A 17,136-nucleotide genomic window follows, 5' to 3' on the forward strand; every position below is an offset into this window, starting at 1 on the left:
GCCTACTGGTTGGCTAAGCGGTTGTACTCATCCGGAAACACCACCACGGGCTCATGGACACGTGCCTCTTCGGGGGTCATCAGGGCGTAGGCAATTACAATAATAATGTCGCCCACAGCCACCAGCCGTGCCGCAGGACCGTTGAGGCAAATGGTGCCACTACCCCGCTCGCCCCGAATGATATAGGTCTCGAAGCGGGCGCCATTGTTCACGTTGACAATCTGCACCTTCTGGTTCACCAGCAGATCGGCCGCGTCTATCAGGTCTTCGTCGATGGTAATACTGCCAACATAGTTGAGCTCGGCAGCCGTGACGCGTACCCGGTGGATTTTGGACTTGAGAACTTCCAACAGCATGGCAGACCGCTTGGGAATGAATACTACAGACTAACGTAAAAAGCCCGCGAAAATAGGCATTACCCGAATACCGGAATATTATCGATGAGGCGGGTGCCCCCCAGATATACCGCAGCCACCACTACGGGGTTGTCGGCAGCTATTGCCTGATGGACAGGAGCCAGCGTTTCGCCGTGCACTACCTCTATATAGTCGAGCCGGAAAGCCACCTCCTGCTCCAACTGGCGTTTGAAAGCAAGTATTGCCGTTTCGGCTGAAGCGCCGCTGCGCAAGGAATCAGCAGCTTCCATCAACAACCGGGAGAAAACAGGGGCCAGCGCACGGTGCTCGACCGACAGGTAGCGGTTGCGCGAACTCATGGCCAGGCCGTCCTGCTCGCGTTCGGTAGGCTCCACTTTGATGTCCACTGGCAGCAGCAGGTCGCGCACCAGCCTGCGAATGACCACCGTCTGCTGAAAATCCTTCTGGCCGAAGTAGGCAGCATCGCACTGTACGGCATTCAGCAGCTTGGTCACCACCAACGCTACGCCGTCGAAATGGCCCGGGCGGGTCTTGCCCTCCAGCATGGCCGAAATGCCCGGCAACTGAATGCGGAGATCATCACCAGGGGCATAGATCACATCGGTAGTGGGCGTAAAAACAATGGCAGCCCCCTGATCTTCCAGAAGCCGCAGGTCAGCCTCCAGTGTGCGGGGATATTTGGCGAAGTCTTCGTTGGGGCCAAACTGGGTAGGGTTGACGAAAATGCTGACTACCACTTTATGGCCATCGCGCTGTGCTGCCCGCACCAGCGAGAGGTGGCCCTGATGAAGAGCACCCATCGTGGGCACGAAGCCAACGGTGGCGCCAGCTGCCCGCAGATTTCGGACAGCGGCCCGCAGGCCTGACAGATCGGATACGGTAATCATTGTCATTTCGTTAACATAATGCCTCTCAGGAGGGTCGCCTTGCACAGAAGCTAGCATGGCATTGCAAAGGCGGGCGAAAGTTATTAAATTTGCCTGCTTACCTACGCTAGCTGAACCCTACGTTCTGCCTATGGAAAAATTGCGGATCCTGTATGCCACCATGGAAATCGATCCGTTCCTGCGTATCAGTGACGCAGCCGATTTCCTGAGACTTCTACCCCAGGGCCTGCAGGAGAAAGGGCACGAGATCAGAATCCTGATGCCCAAGTTTGGTGTGATTAACGAGCGCCGTAACCGCCTCCACGAGGTAGTACGACTGTCGGGCATTAACATCAAGGTAGGCGGAGAGGAAAAGCCCCTGACCATCAAGGTGGCAACTATCCCTAACGCCCGCCTTCAGGTCTATTTCCTCGACAATGAGGATTACTTCCACCGGAAGTCGGTCCTCACGGACCCCAAAAGCAAGTCGTTCCATGACGACAACGACGAACGCTCAATCTTCTTCTGTAAGGGCGTTATCGAAACCGTCAAGAAGCTGGGCTGGACACCGCATATCATCCACTGCCACGGCTGGATGACAGCGATGATTCCGCTGTACCTGAAGACACACTTCAAGGACGACCCAATTTTCAAGCACAGCAAGGTGGTCTATACTGTCTATGACAATGAGGCCAACTACCCATTACCTGCCGGTTTTGCGGAGAAGGCCAAGCTGGACGGTATTCCCCCCAAGCTGATTGAAGCTTATTCTGGCACCTCCTACCTGGACGTTAGTTCAGGAGGCATGCGCCTGGCCGATGCCGTTACCAAAGGCCGTCCGAAAGTGGACGACCACCTGGAAGCCGTAATCAAGCAGCACAAGCTCGACGTCTCCTACGACCTCAACGGTCAGGACCCCGAGCAATATGTTGAATACTACAATCAGCTGTACCAAGACATTCTGGGCTGATTCTCTCACTACTCACACACGTGACAACAAGCAGATTCCTCAAGCCGCTGGCGCTATTTGCCATAGTGGCTTCTTTTGCATCCGTCTCCTGTAACGAACTTGGCACACTCGGCGAAGACATTACAGGCAGCCTCGATATTGAATATGTAGACCGCACTGCCGACACCCTTCTTACACAAGAAATCGGCGCCCTCTACACCGATGCCTACGGCGCTCCTACCAGTTCGCTTGGCCAGGGTTTCACCACGCAGGGCAACTTCCAGCTCGAGTCCATGATTGGCCAGGTGCGCGACCCCAAGTTTGGCACCATGACGGCGGGCACCTACACAGAATTCAACTACGTCATTTCCAAGCCCACCTCATACGGCGTGGATGTCGTGCTCGACTCCGTGATGATGACCCTGCGCATTGGCACCCGTTATGGCAACGCGCTGGATCCACAACAGCTGATTGTTGAGACCCTGGCCGATACGCTGGCGCATACACTTGGCCAAAAACGATTCAAAGCTGACACCACTGTCGCCCGAACTGGCGGCAACCTGGCCGCCAGTCTTGCCCCACTGGTGTTCCCCGACACCGTTACCTTCCGCCAGGTCAAGCTTCAGCTACCCAACAGCTATGCAGCCCCGCTGTTTGCCGAGCCAGTAAACGTGCTGAACGACAGCCTCCAAAACGTCATCCGGCGTAAGCAGATCCTTAAGGGATTCTTCATTGGCACCAGCGGAATTCCCGCTGGGCAGAAAGGAGCCATTTACACCCTTCAACACGCAGTCTTGAGTGGAAGCGGGGCTTCTTACCCGACTCAGATTACGATTTACTACCGGGCGAAGAACACGGCGACCGACACTCTCACCAGGCGATCTTTGATACTCATCAGCGGATTTCAGTCGCAGCACTACACCAATATCCAGCGCAGCGAAACTGCTGGCACCCTGTTGGACTCCATCATTAACCAAACGGCTCCACTTGGGCCGCAATACGCTTATCTGCAGAACGGTACAACCTCCAGTATGTATATGTCGCTGGCGGGGGTCCGCACCACCGGCGTAGATGGGGTAATCAATGCTGCAACCCTGACACTCAAGGTAGCGCCCAATTCATTCGGCGACGACTCTACTTACTTCCCTCCAGCGCAGCTTTACCTATTCCTCAGCAAGGAAAACAGCCGGGAGATTGACTACGATCAGGCAGTAACCATCGCCTCGTACAACGTCAAGTTGAAAGGCTATGAGTTTTCGCTCCGTAATTACATTCAACTGCTGATTGGCAACCGGATAACCAATCGTGGACTGGTTATCATCGATCCACGCACTGGCTACCGCTACGGCCGCGTTATTGTAGGCACACCTGCCAACACCGACCCCAACCTGCGGCCCTTCCTGCGTGTATACTATACCAAACTACCCTCCTGATTCTGGCACAGCTATTGCCATTCTCAGCACCGACCCCTCAAAGGCTCACTCTAGAACACAACTAAACTATGTGCGGAATTGTTGGCTACATCGGCCATCGCGAGGCCTATCCCATTCTGATCAAAGGCCTCAAGCGGCTGGAATATCGCGGATATGACTCAGCAGGTATTGCCCTGCTGAATGGCGGCATTCAGGTGCACAAGCGTAAGGGCAAAGTGCAGGACCTTGAAGACATCATGGTCGGGAAGGACACGCACTCTACCATCGGTATCGGCCACACGCGCTGGGCTACCCACGGTGAACCGAGCGATGCCAATGCGCACCCCCACGTCAGCCACACACTCAATTTCGCCATTATCCATAATGGCATTATCGAGAATTACCTCTCGCTAAAGAAGCGCCTCCAGCACCGTGGCTATCAGTTTGTTTCCCAAACTGATACTGAGGTACTTGTACACCTGATTGAAGAAATCTACAAGGTGGGGGATGTTAGTCCGGAAGAAGCTGTCCGTTTCGCGCTTTCCAAAGTGCATGGTGCCTTCGGCCTCGTAGTGCTGGTAAAGACCGAGCCCGGTATGCTTATCGCCGCTCGCCGCGCCAGCCCCATCGTACTCGGTATTGGTCAAGACGAATATTTTGTTGCCTCGGATGCTACTCCTATTGTGGAGTACACCAAGAATGTCATTTACCTGAATGACGATGACATTGCCATCATTCGCCGCAATGAGCTCACCATCAAGACGCTGAAGAATCTACCGCGTAATCCCGAAGTACAGACGCTGGAGATTGAACTGGATGCTATTGAAAAAGGTGGCTACGAACACTTCATGCTCAAGGAGATCTTCGAGCAGCCCCGTTCGATTCATGATTCGCTCCGTGGCCGTGTCCGCGAGGACCTGATGGCTGTACGTCTGGGCGGCCTGGAGCCAGTGATGAATCAATTGAGCAGCACCGACAAGCTGACTATCGTAGCCTGCGGCACCAGTTGGCATGCGGGCCTTGTGGGCGAGTACCTTTTCGAGGACCTTGCACGCCTGCCAGTGGAGGTAGAGTATGCCTCTGAGTTTCGCTACCGCAATCCGATCATCCGCAGCAATGACGTTGTCATTGCCATCAGCCAGAGTGGCGAAACAGCTGACACGCTTGCTGCCATTCAGTTGGCAAAAGCCAATGGTGCGCTGGTGCTGGGTGTCTGCAACGTAGTGGGTGCCAGCATCCCCCGCGAAACCCACGCGGGTGTATATACCCATGCCGGCCCCGAAATCGGCGTCGCCAGTACCAAAGCTTTTACTGCCCAGGTGACCGCACTTACCCTCATGGCCATCATGGTGGGGCGCGAACGTGGTACGCTCTCAGAAGCCCGCAGCAAGGAGTTGGTAAAAGGCCTGCTGTCTGTTCCCGAATTGGTACAGAAGGTGCTTGACAATGTGAACGATCAGGTAAAGGCCATATCCGAACGCTTCTATGAGGCCAGCAACTTCCTGTACCTCGGCCGTGGCCTCAACTTCCCCGTTGCACTGGAAGGCGCACTCAAGCTGAAAGAGATCTCCTACATTCATGCAGAGGGTTATCCCGCTGCCGAGATGAAGCACGGTCCTATCGCCCTCATCGATGAAAACATGCCGGTAGTGTTCGTTGCTACGAAGGACAAGTCGTATGAGAAAATAGTATCCAACGTACAGGAGGTAAAGGCGCGTAAAGGCGTCATCATCGCTGTTGTTACCGAAGGCGATACATTCATCCGCAACATGGCTGACTATGTAATCGAAATCCCCGAGGTAGACGACGCACTGGTGCCCCTGTTGTCTGTGGTACCGCTACAGCTGTTGTCGTATTACATTGCGGTGCTGCGCGGCTGTAATGTTGACCAGCCTCGCAACCTGGCAAAGTCGGTGACCGTGGAGTAACCCGCTGCCACAAGTCTGCCCTATCGCTGGCCGATGATGTTCTGCATACGCTGCAGAAGGTCATCGGCCAGTTTGTTTCTATCGAAATGGGCTACGGCCAATTCTCTGGCATTCTGGCCCATCTGCCTTCTCAACTCGGCATCTGCAACCAAGGCAGCCAAACGCTCGGCAAAAGCCGATACATCACCCTGCCGTGCAGTATACCCGGCATTGAAAGCGCGGATATAGTTGGCCTGCCACCCTTCGTAATTCAGCACCACAGGCAGTCCTGCTGCCAGATAATCATAAAACTTATTGGCGCTGTTGGCTTCCAGCGCTTTTACTGGAGCAAAGGTCACTACGCCAATATCTCCCTGAGACAATACGGTCGGCATCTCATCCTTTGGCACCGGCGCATAAAAATGAACACAATCCTCCAATTGCCATTCCTGCACAAGCCTTTGTAAGTTGTTCAGTTCACTGCCATCACCGTAAATACTGCACTGCCAGGGTGGCAACACCCGAGCTTTTAATTGGGATAAAGCCGCCAGCAATTGCTCGGGCGCATTAGCGGGCCCAAGTGACCCTGTGTATAGAATGTGGACAATCTCTGCTTGCCCCCTTGGCCCTGTGGGCCGAAAAAACCCAGAATTTGTCCCATTATGAGACACGTGTAGTTTCACTTTGGGAACGCCGTGTCCTTCAATCTGGTCGCGAATACCTTCTGAAAGGCAGGAGATGAAAGAGGCACGCCGATAGAGCCGCTCCACCCAACGGTGAAGGCCCCACAACAACAGTCGGTTCTTCAGAATACCCATTGCCTCGGGCACATCGGGCCACACATCACCAATCTCGAACACGAAAGGCACCCGATGAAATGCGGCAATCTGCAAGCCTAGTTCGCCTATCGTAGGCGGAGTAGAAAAGGCCAACACTACGTCAGGCCGCATCCTGCGCCAACCTGTCTGCATCCACATGCGCCAGAAAATGCGCAGAAACGCCCAAATACGCCGTAGAAAACCCATACGCTGGTGGTAGGGCTCATTCACCGCAACAACCTCAATGCCGTTCACGGTACCGTGCCACACACTGGTTTCCAGTGCCGGATGGCCCTTCGGAAAAAGTGCCGTAGTTGTAATCAACGTCACCCTACAGCCTGACTCTACCCATCGGGTTGCAAGCTCCAGATTCCTGTCATTCCCCCAGCCACCTGGCGGACAGAAATACTGATGCAGATACAGGATGTGCATCCTGCAAGTTCGCAGCTATCGTCAGTTTGACGACAGAGTACTGGCGATTTCGCGCTTCTCAGCAGCTTCGGCCTTCAAGGACTCTTCAGCCGCTGCGGTGCGCACCAGTTCGGCTGCACGCTCTTCCGCAACCAAGCTGCGCTGCTCTGCCAGTTCCTTCATGCGCTGCTTCCGGGCACCCGTACGATACATCACGAAGAAAACGCCAAAAGTCAACAGCACGAAACCGAAACCTATTCCCAGATTCAGCGCTGACCATACTCTCGCTGTCTGAATAAGCCAGAGAGCTGCCGCACCACCAAGAAGTGTAATGCCCCCAGTGATGATAGCCACAAAGCGCTGGCTGACCCCAAGGTAAACCAAGTGGTGGGTAACGTGGTCACGCCCCCCTACAAACGGGCTCTGTCCACGGCCCAATCGCGCGAAAGTGACAAAAGTGGTGTCCAGAATGGTCATCAGGAATACCAACAACGGCAGAAGAACATGGCCCAGTGGCTGCAAGAGACTGTCCTGTTGGCCTACCAGCGGTTGGTTCCAGAAGTACTCAATGCCAACGAAAGCCAGCAGAGCACCCAGAAACTGACTGCCAGTGTCGCCCATATACAGTTTAGAGGGATGCCAGTTCAGGATGAGAAATCCGATATGTGCCCCGATCATGCCCACCATGGTGTAGAACATGAAACTGTTGGTATCGCCCAACATCGCCATCAGAACCGCCGTAGTGGAAAGTACGCCCAGCGATACGCTCCCGCTGACGCCATCCATGTTGTCGATCATGTTGAAGCTGTTCATGATGCCAACAACCCACAGGAGGGTAAGCGCGTAATCGACGAGTGTGATGCCCGTTGCTTGAATGCTCACCCCAAAGGCAATCATGAGAATGCCACACAGAAACTGGCCTGAGAACTTGAGGAGTGGACGGGTATTGTAGGCATCATCAGCAAGGCCTACCACAAACCCCAACACCGAAGCAATCAGCAAGGGAGTAAAAAGGCGATCGGGCAGTGTAGTAGCCCCTTCGTGAAAGGCGAGATAAAAGCCGGGAATAGCCAAAAATACCATGAAGAACACAATACCACCCACGAGTGGCTTGGAGCGGCTGGCCCAACGGACCTCTGCTTTGTTTCCGGCACTGAGGGCCCCCATCTTCTTGAAGAAGCGAATGAAAATGAGGTTAAGTGCCAGGCTGCCTGCAAGAGACAGCAATAACAGGGCGGCAACGTTCAACATGTTGGTTCAGTTTAGTAGTGGTTCACAGCGTCACCATTGGCAGAAAGGATGGCTGTTATTAACCAGTCCTCAAAAATAGTGCTAAAAAGACGATGACCTGACCAATCAAATGGTTAGAAAGGCGAAATACTAAAAATAGGCTTTGAGCTGGACGCGGGCAGAGTGAATCACCGGAATACCAACAGCTGCCCGTCCATCGTACACCACATTCAGTTCAAGCAGACTTGAGAGATACTGAACCCACAGAAGATTCCATAACCCATTGCGGCCGGGCTGCAAGCCATCCAGCAGTTCAAAGCGCGCCGAGGCAGCAGGCTGGCCCAGCATATCATTCTGAAGCACCTCCAGGCGAGCCGTCAGCGTATTGCGGGCTTTATAGTTCCACCGGCTTTCGAAGATGAGTTTGTGCGAGCGGAGGTCCGCATTGGTTTCGGCCTGGGCGGCCCGCAGTTCCTTGTATCTGAAATCGTAGCCAAATGACAACCTGGCTTTCCGGCTCAATTGATACCCCACAGATGGGTTAATCCCAACGAAGGAAATGGCGTACACGCGCCCTGGAAGGCTTTCGTTTAGCGAACGGCGTTTCCCAAGCTGAAACAGATTTTCAAGTCCATAGCGTTCGTTCAGGTTGTAACGCTGGCGGGCATTGAAGGTCTGAGTGGCCCGTAAATCCGAGCCAACGGCCAGCAGGTTCAGCGAGCGGGTAGCCAGCCACGAAAATGAAAGATCACCCTTGGGGTTGTTTCGGAATAAGAAGACATCCTGCCGCACCTGTAACGTCTGTGAGAGCAGGCTGCTGTCGGCCCGTTCTGGCATGTCGAAGGAAATCAGATAGGAGCCAAACAGATCGGTAGGGTCGCGACGGCGCTGCTCCAGCCGGAAACTTGATTGGGCTGTTGTCTGCCGCAGCACCCGCTTCAGCCAGCCTGTCCCGCTTTCAGCCAACTGGGCAAAGTCCAACCGAAGTGAGCCACCAAGGCTCAGGCGTATGGCCGGAATCAGTGTAGGTGTAGGAGCCAGCAACCGAATGTAATTCGCCAGCAGCGGATTAACCGTTGGCTCAAACTCGTTCAACTCCTCTATGCCGTTCCCATTGTAGTCTATCCAGTCATACTGCCCCAGCCCAGGCGTTACTTTGATATAGAGGATTTCGCGCCTCGCTACCTGCTCGGTCGAGACTTCGTAGATGGCACTGCCCTGCCAGCTGCGACTTGGCGCACTGTAAGCGGCCTGCAGGTTGGATAACAGTGTCCGCTCGGGCCCCAGACCTTCCTGCACAAAGGCGTTGTCCAGTAAATCATAACGATAGTAGGTAGTTTGAGTAGAGAGGGTCAGGCCCTCACGGGGACGCCAGGCCAGCATGGCATAAGGCTTCCATGATCGCGACTTCTCGCGGTAGCTGCCCAGAAGGAATGCACGATCGTAGCGCCAGGTCAACCCTACATCATACGAGAGCTTGCGGCCCTCTCCGCCCCGGAAGTATGGCTTCAGGTCTACAAAATCGAAGCTTCCCTGCGCGCGTTCGCCGGGCAGAACCTCCTCGCGCCGATCCTCAATCCATATCTCGGCCCCTAGCCTGCCAATGGGAGCCGAAGCAGCCCCGAAGCGGTGAAAAAGATCGCCGTTGTTGCGTATCCAACTGGAGGTAGTACCCCTCAAAACGTTGCTGGTGCGGATATACTGCAACAGATTGGAACCCGCCACGCGGCTGCTGTCGGTGCTTTGAAACTCAGCATAGAAGCGCTGGGTACGCAGACTGTCATCCTGAGCACGATAGCCGCCGCCTATCTTTAACGAATAGCGGGTCTGTGCGGTCAGCTGCACAAAGCCTTCTACCAGCCGCTCGGTACCCCTGGCTCCCAGATCGTTGATGTTCCATTCCCGGCCATACTCCCGTACATACACACGATCTACATTCTGGAAAGTTGCGTCTACATATTGAGCAGCTACCTCAGCCGAAAGCCGGAGTCCTCTGTTCAACAGGAGCGAGTCGACGCGCAGACCCGTACGGTTGGCATAACCCTGTCGAGTAGCAAGGCCACTGTCGGCAAAACGATTTCGGTTGTCACGTGAGAACGCGTTCTGTGAGAACAACCGCAACTGGCTGGAGAGCCGCCATTCCATTCCAACAGCACCCACCTGGATTTCCCGCGGCAACGGCACCGTTCGCTGTGGCGCATAGTCACCCTGCGGAACCCCTGCCACTGGCGGCACCCACCGGAACACCGCCCCATTAACCAAAGCAGAATCGCGCACATAGTCACCCCTGTTGGGGCCTACCAGCGCAAAAGATACCCGATATACCGCCCGCTGGGGATTGACCGAACGCACAAAAATGCCTGGGTACGTGGTACCTCCCACCAGGGTATCGCGCCTTTCGTACCGGATTTCGCCTGAGACAAAACCCACTGAGTCGCCACCGGCAATGACACCCGACGTCTGGTCGCCTCGTATACTGCGCAACTGGGCGAGGTCATTGGCTGAGAGCTGAAGATTAACTGGCGCATCGGGGTCGTCGGCTTCGCGAGCATAGGAAGCTGTGAGTGTCAGACGGTCATTGAAATAGCGCCCGGCATAGGTGCCAAATAACAGCGACCGCGAAAAATTCTGCACCGCATACTCAAAGTCTACCACAATACGGGTGTTGACCTCGATGAGGTTGGCGGGCGTGAAGGTGAGTTCGCCTGTGTTGTAGTCAATGACATAGTCGCGGTTTTCACCGCGCACCAGCAGGCGCCCATTGAGGTAGACCTTTTCGGAACCCGCCAATACAATGATGAATGGCTCATTCTCGGAGCCCCGAAGCCTGTAAGGGCCCTGTCTACCATTCTGCCCCTGAAATGAGTTGGTGGCGAAGCGGCCTTTGCTGGCCGATCCCGACACCATCCACTGGCTGCGCTCGCCTTTCCGCTCAATTGAAATGCCTTGTACGTTACGGTACAGATCGGCAAAGCGGGTACCTCGCTGGGCCAACTGCATATCACCAAAGGTCACCGTCTGACGGTCCTTTTTCAGCCGTATGAATATGCGGTCGAAGTCCGACAGCTGTTGGGTAGCACCAGAAGGTTGTATCGGGATGTTCTCATCGGTCATGGCGGCGGCGATTTCAATATCGTCACCGACGGTGCCGTTGAGTTGCAGGCGGAAGTCGGACGTAACGCCAAGGTCGCGGTTGGAGCCTACCGTCACCGCGCGCGAAATACTGCCACTGCGCTGGATACGAGAAGAGGAAAAGAAGGGAGTACCACTCCGTCCATCCGTTTGGGCAGGATTCAACAGTTGATATGCACTGGTGTCCTGCATGGCTCCCCCGGCGGGTTCCGGCACGAACACCGGCTGCTGGCGCAACCGCAAAGGCCCTGGCCCTGCGCTGCCAGCGGGAAACACCCTGTAGCTGATTGTTACAGCCAACTGGCGATAGACTTTCTCCTGAAAAGCCACTACACCCCTGAAGTAGTCGATTCGATAATCTACATCACGTCGAAGAATGGAGCCCCCCATCAGGATGCGCTCAGAAAATGGCAGCAGATTGCCCTGCGGCAGTTGAAGGGTGTCGCCGCTGCGTCCCCCGGCCACCTGATGGGTCAGGCTGTCGGCTTGCTGAGCATACGCTCCTTCCCAAACAAAGCTGGACAGCAGTAGACACACCGACCAAAGGACGACGCTACTGGCGGGCAGCTGAAACCGAAGAGACAGGAGCATGTAATGGCAGCCGGATGACAAAAGTAGTACCACGGCCTACTACACTGGTGAAGCTGATGTCGCCGTTCATGTTCTCGACAATGCGGCGGGAGATAGCCAGCCCCAGGCCCATACCTGAGTTCTTTGTAGAGAAATTGGGCTCAAAGATGCGATGCTGGATGTCTTCAGGCACGCCAGCTCCTGTGTCAGCGATGGAAATGAACGCCTGGCTACCCTCGACATTCAGGCTGATGCTGATGCTGCCTTTCACTGGCATGGCTTGCAGGGCATTCTGCATGAGGTTCACCAGCACACGGGTGAGCTGCTCGGCATCAACCTCGGCATGAAGGCGGCGGTCTGTCATACTGAGCGATACCTCGGCCTGCTCATTTTCTGCGTAGAGGTCATACACCTGGCCCACAATATCCTGAAGGCAGTGTACGGCCTTGCGGTCCTGCGGCATGGAGGCGAAGTTGGAGAACGAGCTGGCGATGGTGCTGAGCGAGTCTATCTGTGTGAGCAATGTATTGGCCAGCTTCTCCACCTGTGGTGGGCGGCCCTCCTTACCTCCAAACATGGAATCCAGCGCGCGAATCAGCTGTTGGATACTCAGCCGCATGGGGGTCAACGGGTTCTTGATCTCGTGGGCAATCTGGCGGGCCATCTCACGCCAGGCAAGTTCGCGCTGGGTTTTGGCCAGCACTTTTTCACTCTCCTCCAGTTCCTTGAGCATGTGGTTGTAGGAAGTGATGATGGAGCCGATTTCATCGTTCGACTTCCACTCCAGAGGCTCGTTGCGGGCGCCAAGACTCGTCTTGTCTATTTTCTGCTTCAGCAGTCGCAGTGGATTGGTGAGGCTCTTGGATACAAACAGCCCCCCCACGATGACGCCGAGAATGAGAATTACATACAGGTTAACCAGATAGGCGGTAAACTTCCGCACCTGATTTTCCAGCAGATCCTGGCTCGAAAGCAGGGGCAGGTTCAGATAACCACGTATCTCCCCTCGGGCATCCAGCAGGGAGATGTAACCTGAGAGATACTTGAGGCCACCGATTGTTTCTTCCAGCACTATCTCTGACCGCTGGCCCAACCGTAAGGCCTCATACGCTTCCGGGTTCATGAAACTGCTGCCCAGTGCGCCCTGATACACCCTGCGTCGGGTAGTGTTGAAAAGGCGGCCATCGAGCGTGTACACGTTAATGTCAGCCAGCAGGAGATTGGAGATGCGATTGATATAATCCAGGGCAGGGGCAGGATCGGAATTGGGGTTGCGCAGCGCGTGCAGCGAAACCGTATCGCCTTCAACAAGTATGGTCACGGTCTGGAGCGTCTGCTGGAGATCCGACCGAGCGTCTTCAACGTAGAGATCGGTGAAGAGCTTCATCGAGGGCAGCCACAGGGCCAACAGCGGAATGAAGCCAATCATGGCCAGATAAAACTGAACCCGCACACCAAAACTGATACCACGCGACTCCTTTCGGCGGCGCAGAAGCCTGCGCAACAACCCCGGCAGCAGATACACGCCGTATAGCAGAATAAAGAAGTAGTACAGCAGCGAAAAGGCGGTCAGTCGCTCAAACCAGGTGGGCCTTGCAGCCTGTACCATCACCATACGGCCATCGGGCTGGGGCAACAGATAAGCCAGATGGGTAGCCGTCTCCTGATAGATTGGCTCTTTGAGTTGCTGGTTAACGAGGCGAGTAGGCAACGCACTGTTGCCATCGCGCCGAATGAGCAGCCCATTGCGGTAAATACCCACTTCGTACTCGGGTGGCAGACTCAGCTTCTGACGCAGCGAGAAATCCACCATCAGCGAAGGCAGCTGCCGCACGGCGGAAGTCGCTTTGGGGTGCAGCTCGATCTGGAGATAGCGTCGACCCGTCCAGGGACTGTTGACCATGAACTGCCCCACGTAGATAAACTTGCCACTGCCTTCGCGGGTATCGGGCACGAAGAACAGATTGTGCGAGAGCGTGCGCCCAGCACGCTTCTTCTGGAAGCTGAGCTGCGAGTATGGGGCCCACGGCTGATTATCTACGCGCGTGCCCCGTGAGTCATAGGCAAACACCCGGAAGTCGTAGCCTGGGAAGTTGCTCGCAAGGTGATTGGTGACCAGACGCGAAAGAAAAACACGAGGCAGTGTATCTGTCAGTGCCAGGGTTGAGTCCTGTACCCAGAGGCTGCGGTCGGTCTGGATATTTTGGGCTACCTCGTCGAAGATATACTCCGCAATGAGGTCCTGGCTTTTGGCATACTTAGCCGCGTAGAACACCAGGTTGTTTTCTGTAACCCGGCGCAATGCCCGTGCAATGGCCAGGTTGGTGGTAGCTGCCAATGCAGCCACCAACAGCAGTGTAGAGACAAGGCTGAAGTTAAGACGCGGCGAAGGCTGCTGTTCGCGCAGGAGAAACACAAGGGAAATGAATGCGCCGAAGCCAATAACATCTACCCAGGGCACCTGAAAGAGCGCCAGCAAAAGACAGGTAAGCCCTACCAGTGCCCAACGGCTGTCGAAGCCCGGATGCGTCTGCCGGGTAAGCTCGCGGCTGACTCCTGCCAGGAAATACACGATTAGAAAGACCGCCAGCAGCAGAAGGGCGACGTCCAGAAACAGTAACGCAGACTGGTAATTCAGCAGATAGAGGTCAGTGAACGCCAGATACGTTTTGCTGTTGATGGCCAGTTCTTCGAAGAAATGGAAGAAATAAAAATAGAGGCCGCAGGAAGCTGCTACCGTCACAATGTGGAAAGCAAGCCAACCGCCAAAACCCCAGCGGCTGAGGCGCGAAGCCAGTGTGTGGGGGGCAAACAGCCTGTAGAGGCGCAGCACCACTACCAGCACCAACAGTGCGTTGAGGGTCAGGTCGCCCAGAGAGGGCGTCAGCTCGTCAAGGGCCAGTACCCGTGGCGAAAAGAGTTCGAGCAAGACGTACCGGCCAGGCAGGTCGAACATCAGCAAGAGCGCCCGTGCCAACAGTAATGTAACGATCAGAAAGACTTCGCGGAGCAGACGATTACGAACAGTGCGCCGCAGCTGCTGCGCCAGCCATACAAACCCCAGCAGTATTGCCACGAATGCCAACGACACCACCAATCTTTTATAGGGCTGTCGTAAGGGTGTGGTGTCGGTAATCCGGATGCTGAAGAGATGCGTCCCTATCCCATCTGCAATATTCACACCCTGACGCACCGGCAATGTCCCAAAAGACTGCGCAGTAATTTCCGAGACTACTTCAGGCGCAGTGCTGTACCGACCCAGGAACACATAGTCTGACAGGTATTCGTTCTGAATTGGATACGATACACGCAACGGTACCAGCGTCAGCCGGGTCAGACTGCCCTTCTGCTTGCGAATGGAGTAATACACCTGGTTCTGGTATTCCAGCAGGTAGTTACGGGGGCGCTGAAGATGCTCGCGCAACACACCTTCGTTAGGGACAAACTGCTGCGAACTCCAGTATTCTACCCGGCCATCGCTCCGCACATCCAACATCACAATATCGGGGCGGCTGCCATTCTGTCCACCAGGGACTTGTTGCTCCCGAGCATCTCGAATTGTCTCGATGAAGTCGGCCTGTACATCGGTCTGGAGGTCGGCCAGCAATTCGGCATCTGAGGTCTGGTACTCGGCCAGTCCAATCAGCAGTGAGACCCCCAAACAAAACAAGGCGAGCCACCCTGCCAGGTGGCGCAACAACTGGTTACGCATGGCCCACACCCCAGCCAATGGTTAATTGCGCGACATTTTACGCAGAATGGCCCGCGACTGCTCGCGCAACTCCTGCTGGCGGCGAAGATTCATTTCCAGCATCACTTCAAATCGGGGCATTACATAGAAAGGAACCTTCAGGTTACGACGGGCATAACTGCCATCGGGCTGCTGGACGATAAACTGGAAGGCCGTGATGGGATAGTCTGACCGGAGGTAATAATCCTTGATATTCTCCCAGGGCAGCAGGTCTTGATGCGGCGACTGTATCAGCAACGGAAAGCGTGTGAGGTAAATGCCGTCCTGTGTGATGAACTGCGTACCAAAATTCTGTGCCGCTGCATACATCACCCACAGGGCAATCATCAGCAAGAGGCAGTCGAAGCCCATTTGCAACATCCGGTCTTCTGCCATGCTCCACAGCTTCATGCCGTTGATTCCACCCAGATAGCTGGCGAAAAAGAAACAGCCGCCCACAAACAGCACAAGACTGCCAAGAAAAGTGAATATGGTAAAGAAGACCAACCCTGTTTTCTTCCACTGCAACACCACACCCTTGAACTGACGACGATACATAATAGACGCCACCAACAGTGCCGGGGCAAACACCATGCTCAGGCCAATGGCCAACAGGTTTACCAGTTCATACATCATGGCGGCGAAGGCTTCCATAGCAAAATAACAAACCGAGCGTTTGGTGCAAACACTTGTTAGTGAAAGACACCCGGTTGTGGAAAAGGCTGCAAGCCAATGCCCCAACCATCAGTACACCTTGCCAGGCTGAAGGTAGTTGCGAACGTAGTCGGCGATGCCTTCTTCCAGTGAATGGAAAGGCTGGTCATAGCCTATGCCGCGCAGCTTGCCCATTTCAGCCTGGGTGTAATACTGATACCCGTCTCTGATATCCAACGGCATATCGACAAATAAAATTTCGCGGGGCACCCCCATTGCGTCAAACACCCCATTGGCGAGATCGGCAAAACTACGCGCCTGCCCGGTTCCTGTATTGTAGATTCCGGAGTTCTTGCGCGTCGTCATCAGGAAGTGCATAATCTGACACAGGTCCAGCACGTAGATGAAGTCGCGCAGTTGGCCGCCGTCAGCATAGTCGGGCCGGTGTGAGCGAAACAGCTTCACCTGCCCTGTTTCCTTGATCTGGTTGTAGGCGTGGAATATCACGCTGGCCATGCGGCCTTTATGGTATTCGTTGGGGCCATACACATTGAAGAACTTCAGCCCTGCCCAGAAGAAAGGCGTCTCCTTCTGGTCCAGCACCCATAGGTCAAAGTCCTGCTTCGACTGTGCGTAGGGGTTCTGGGGCTTCAGCGTCGGAATCACGTTGTGGCTGTCGGAGAAGCCTTGATCGCCACGACCATAGGTGGCTGCGCTGCTGGCATATACCAGCGGAATCTGATACTGCACACAGCGCTGCCAAATGGCCTTGGAATAGTTCAGATTCAGGCGATTGAACAGCTCCACATCCTTCTCGGCCGTGTCGGTGCGTGCCCCAAGGTGCAGGATGAACTCAATCTGCTTCTCGTTGCGGTCTATCCATTCGGGCAGCTCTTCACGCGGCACCAGAGCGGTGTAGGTCTTGGTAGCGAAGTTGCGTTGCTTATCAGCACGGGTAAAGTCGTCAGACAGCACCAGGTCTTTGAAGCCCAGCTGATTCAGATAGCCCGTCATTACACTGCCAATGAACCCGGCAGCACCTGTGACAATAATCATGGAAGAGACGAATTGTAAAACCGA

Annotated in this window: 11 protein-coding genes; 3 read left to right on the top strand and 8 right to left on the bottom strand. The window is 55.0% G+C overall.

Annotation, left to right across the window (positions count from 1 at the left end; translation table 11 throughout):
• Positions 1 to 2 precede the first annotated feature (2 nt).
• Positions 3 to 356 (bottom strand): aspartate 1-decarboxylase, encoded by a 354-nt coding sequence (panD, locus tag AC2D8O_RS10275; RefSeq protein ID WP_484678728.1) that lies wholly within the window; start codon positions 354 to 356, stop codon positions 3 to 5.
• A 59-nt stretch (positions 357 to 415) separates the two neighbouring features.
• On the bottom strand, positions 416 to 1,270 hold the full coding sequence (gene panC / locus AC2D8O_RS10280) for a pantoate--beta-alanine ligase (protein WP_484678729.1): 855 nt from the start codon (positions 1,268 to 1,270) through the stop codon (positions 416 to 418).
• A gap of 124 nt (positions 1,271 to 1,394) precedes the next feature.
• On the opposite strand from panC, the gene AC2D8O_RS10285 reads away from it, so the two are divergent.
• The 3 genes from AC2D8O_RS10285 to glmS all read left to right on the top strand — a co-directional run bounded on the left by AC2D8O_RS10285 (position 1,395) and on the right by glmS (position 5,532).
• Positions 1,395 to 2,213, top strand: a complete 819-nt coding sequence (locus AC2D8O_RS10285; protein WP_484678730.1) for a glycogen/starch synthase — start codon at positions 1,395 to 1,397, stop codon at positions 2,211 to 2,213.
• A gap of 20 nt (positions 2,214 to 2,233) precedes the next feature.
• The gene (locus AC2D8O_RS10290; RefSeq protein WP_484678731.1) at positions 2,234 to 3,625 is read left to right on the top strand and encodes a DUF4270 family protein; all 1,392 of its coding nucleotides are present in this window, start codon (positions 2,234 to 2,236) and stop codon (positions 3,623 to 3,625) included.
• A 68-nt stretch (positions 3,626 to 3,693) separates the two neighbouring features.
• On the top strand, positions 3,694 to 5,532 hold the full coding sequence (glmS, locus tag AC2D8O_RS10295) for a glutamine--fructose-6-phosphate transaminase (isomerizing) (protein WP_484678732.1): 1,839 nt from the start codon (positions 3,694 to 3,696) through the stop codon (positions 5,530 to 5,532).
• A 20-nt stretch (positions 5,533 to 5,552) separates the two neighbouring features.
• Here glmS and AC2D8O_RS10300 read toward each other — a convergent pair whose 3' ends face one another.
• The 6 genes from AC2D8O_RS10300 to rfaD all read right to left on the bottom strand — a co-directional run bounded on the left by AC2D8O_RS10300 (position 5,553) and on the right by rfaD (position 17,112).
• A complete protein-coding gene (locus AC2D8O_RS10300) occupies positions 5,553 to 6,761 on the bottom strand; it encodes a glycosyltransferase family 4 protein (protein WP_484678733.1) in 1,209 nt (402 codons plus the stop codon).
• A 21-nt stretch (positions 6,762 to 6,782) separates the two neighbouring features.
• Complete coding sequence (locus tag AC2D8O_RS10305; protein ID WP_484678734.1) at positions 6,783 to 7,991, bottom strand: hypothetical protein; 1,209 nt, start codon at positions 7,989 to 7,991, stop codon at positions 6,783 to 6,785.
• 129 nt (positions 7,992 to 8,120) lie between these two features.
• The gene (locus tag AC2D8O_RS10310) at positions 8,121 to 11,693 is read right to left on the bottom strand and encodes a hypothetical protein (RefSeq protein ID WP_484678735.1); all 3,573 of its coding nucleotides are present in this window, start codon (positions 11,691 to 11,693) and stop codon (positions 8,121 to 8,123) included.
• The gene (locus AC2D8O_RS10315) at positions 11,656 to 15,333 is read right to left on the bottom strand and encodes a sensor histidine kinase (RefSeq protein ID WP_484678736.1); all 3,678 of its coding nucleotides are present in this window, start codon (positions 15,331 to 15,333) and stop codon (positions 11,656 to 11,658) included. Before AC2D8O_RS10315 ends, AC2D8O_RS10310 begins: the two co-directional genes overlap by 38 nt.
• Positions 15,334 to 15,405: 72 nt before the next feature.
• A complete protein-coding gene (locus tag AC2D8O_RS10320; protein ID WP_484678737.1) occupies positions 15,406 to 16,056 on the bottom strand; it encodes a hypothetical protein in 651 nt (216 codons plus the stop codon).
• Positions 16,057 to 16,146: 90 nt separating this feature from the next.
• Positions 16,147 to 17,112, bottom strand: coding sequence for an ADP-glyceromanno-heptose 6-epimerase (gene rfaD, locus AC2D8O_RS10325; RefSeq protein WP_484678738.1), 966 nt, complete (start codon positions 17,110 to 17,112; stop codon positions 16,147 to 16,149).
• Between the last annotated feature and the right edge of the window lie 24 nt (positions 17,113 to 17,136).

Source organism: Pontibacter sp. T17, assembly GCF_057219875.1.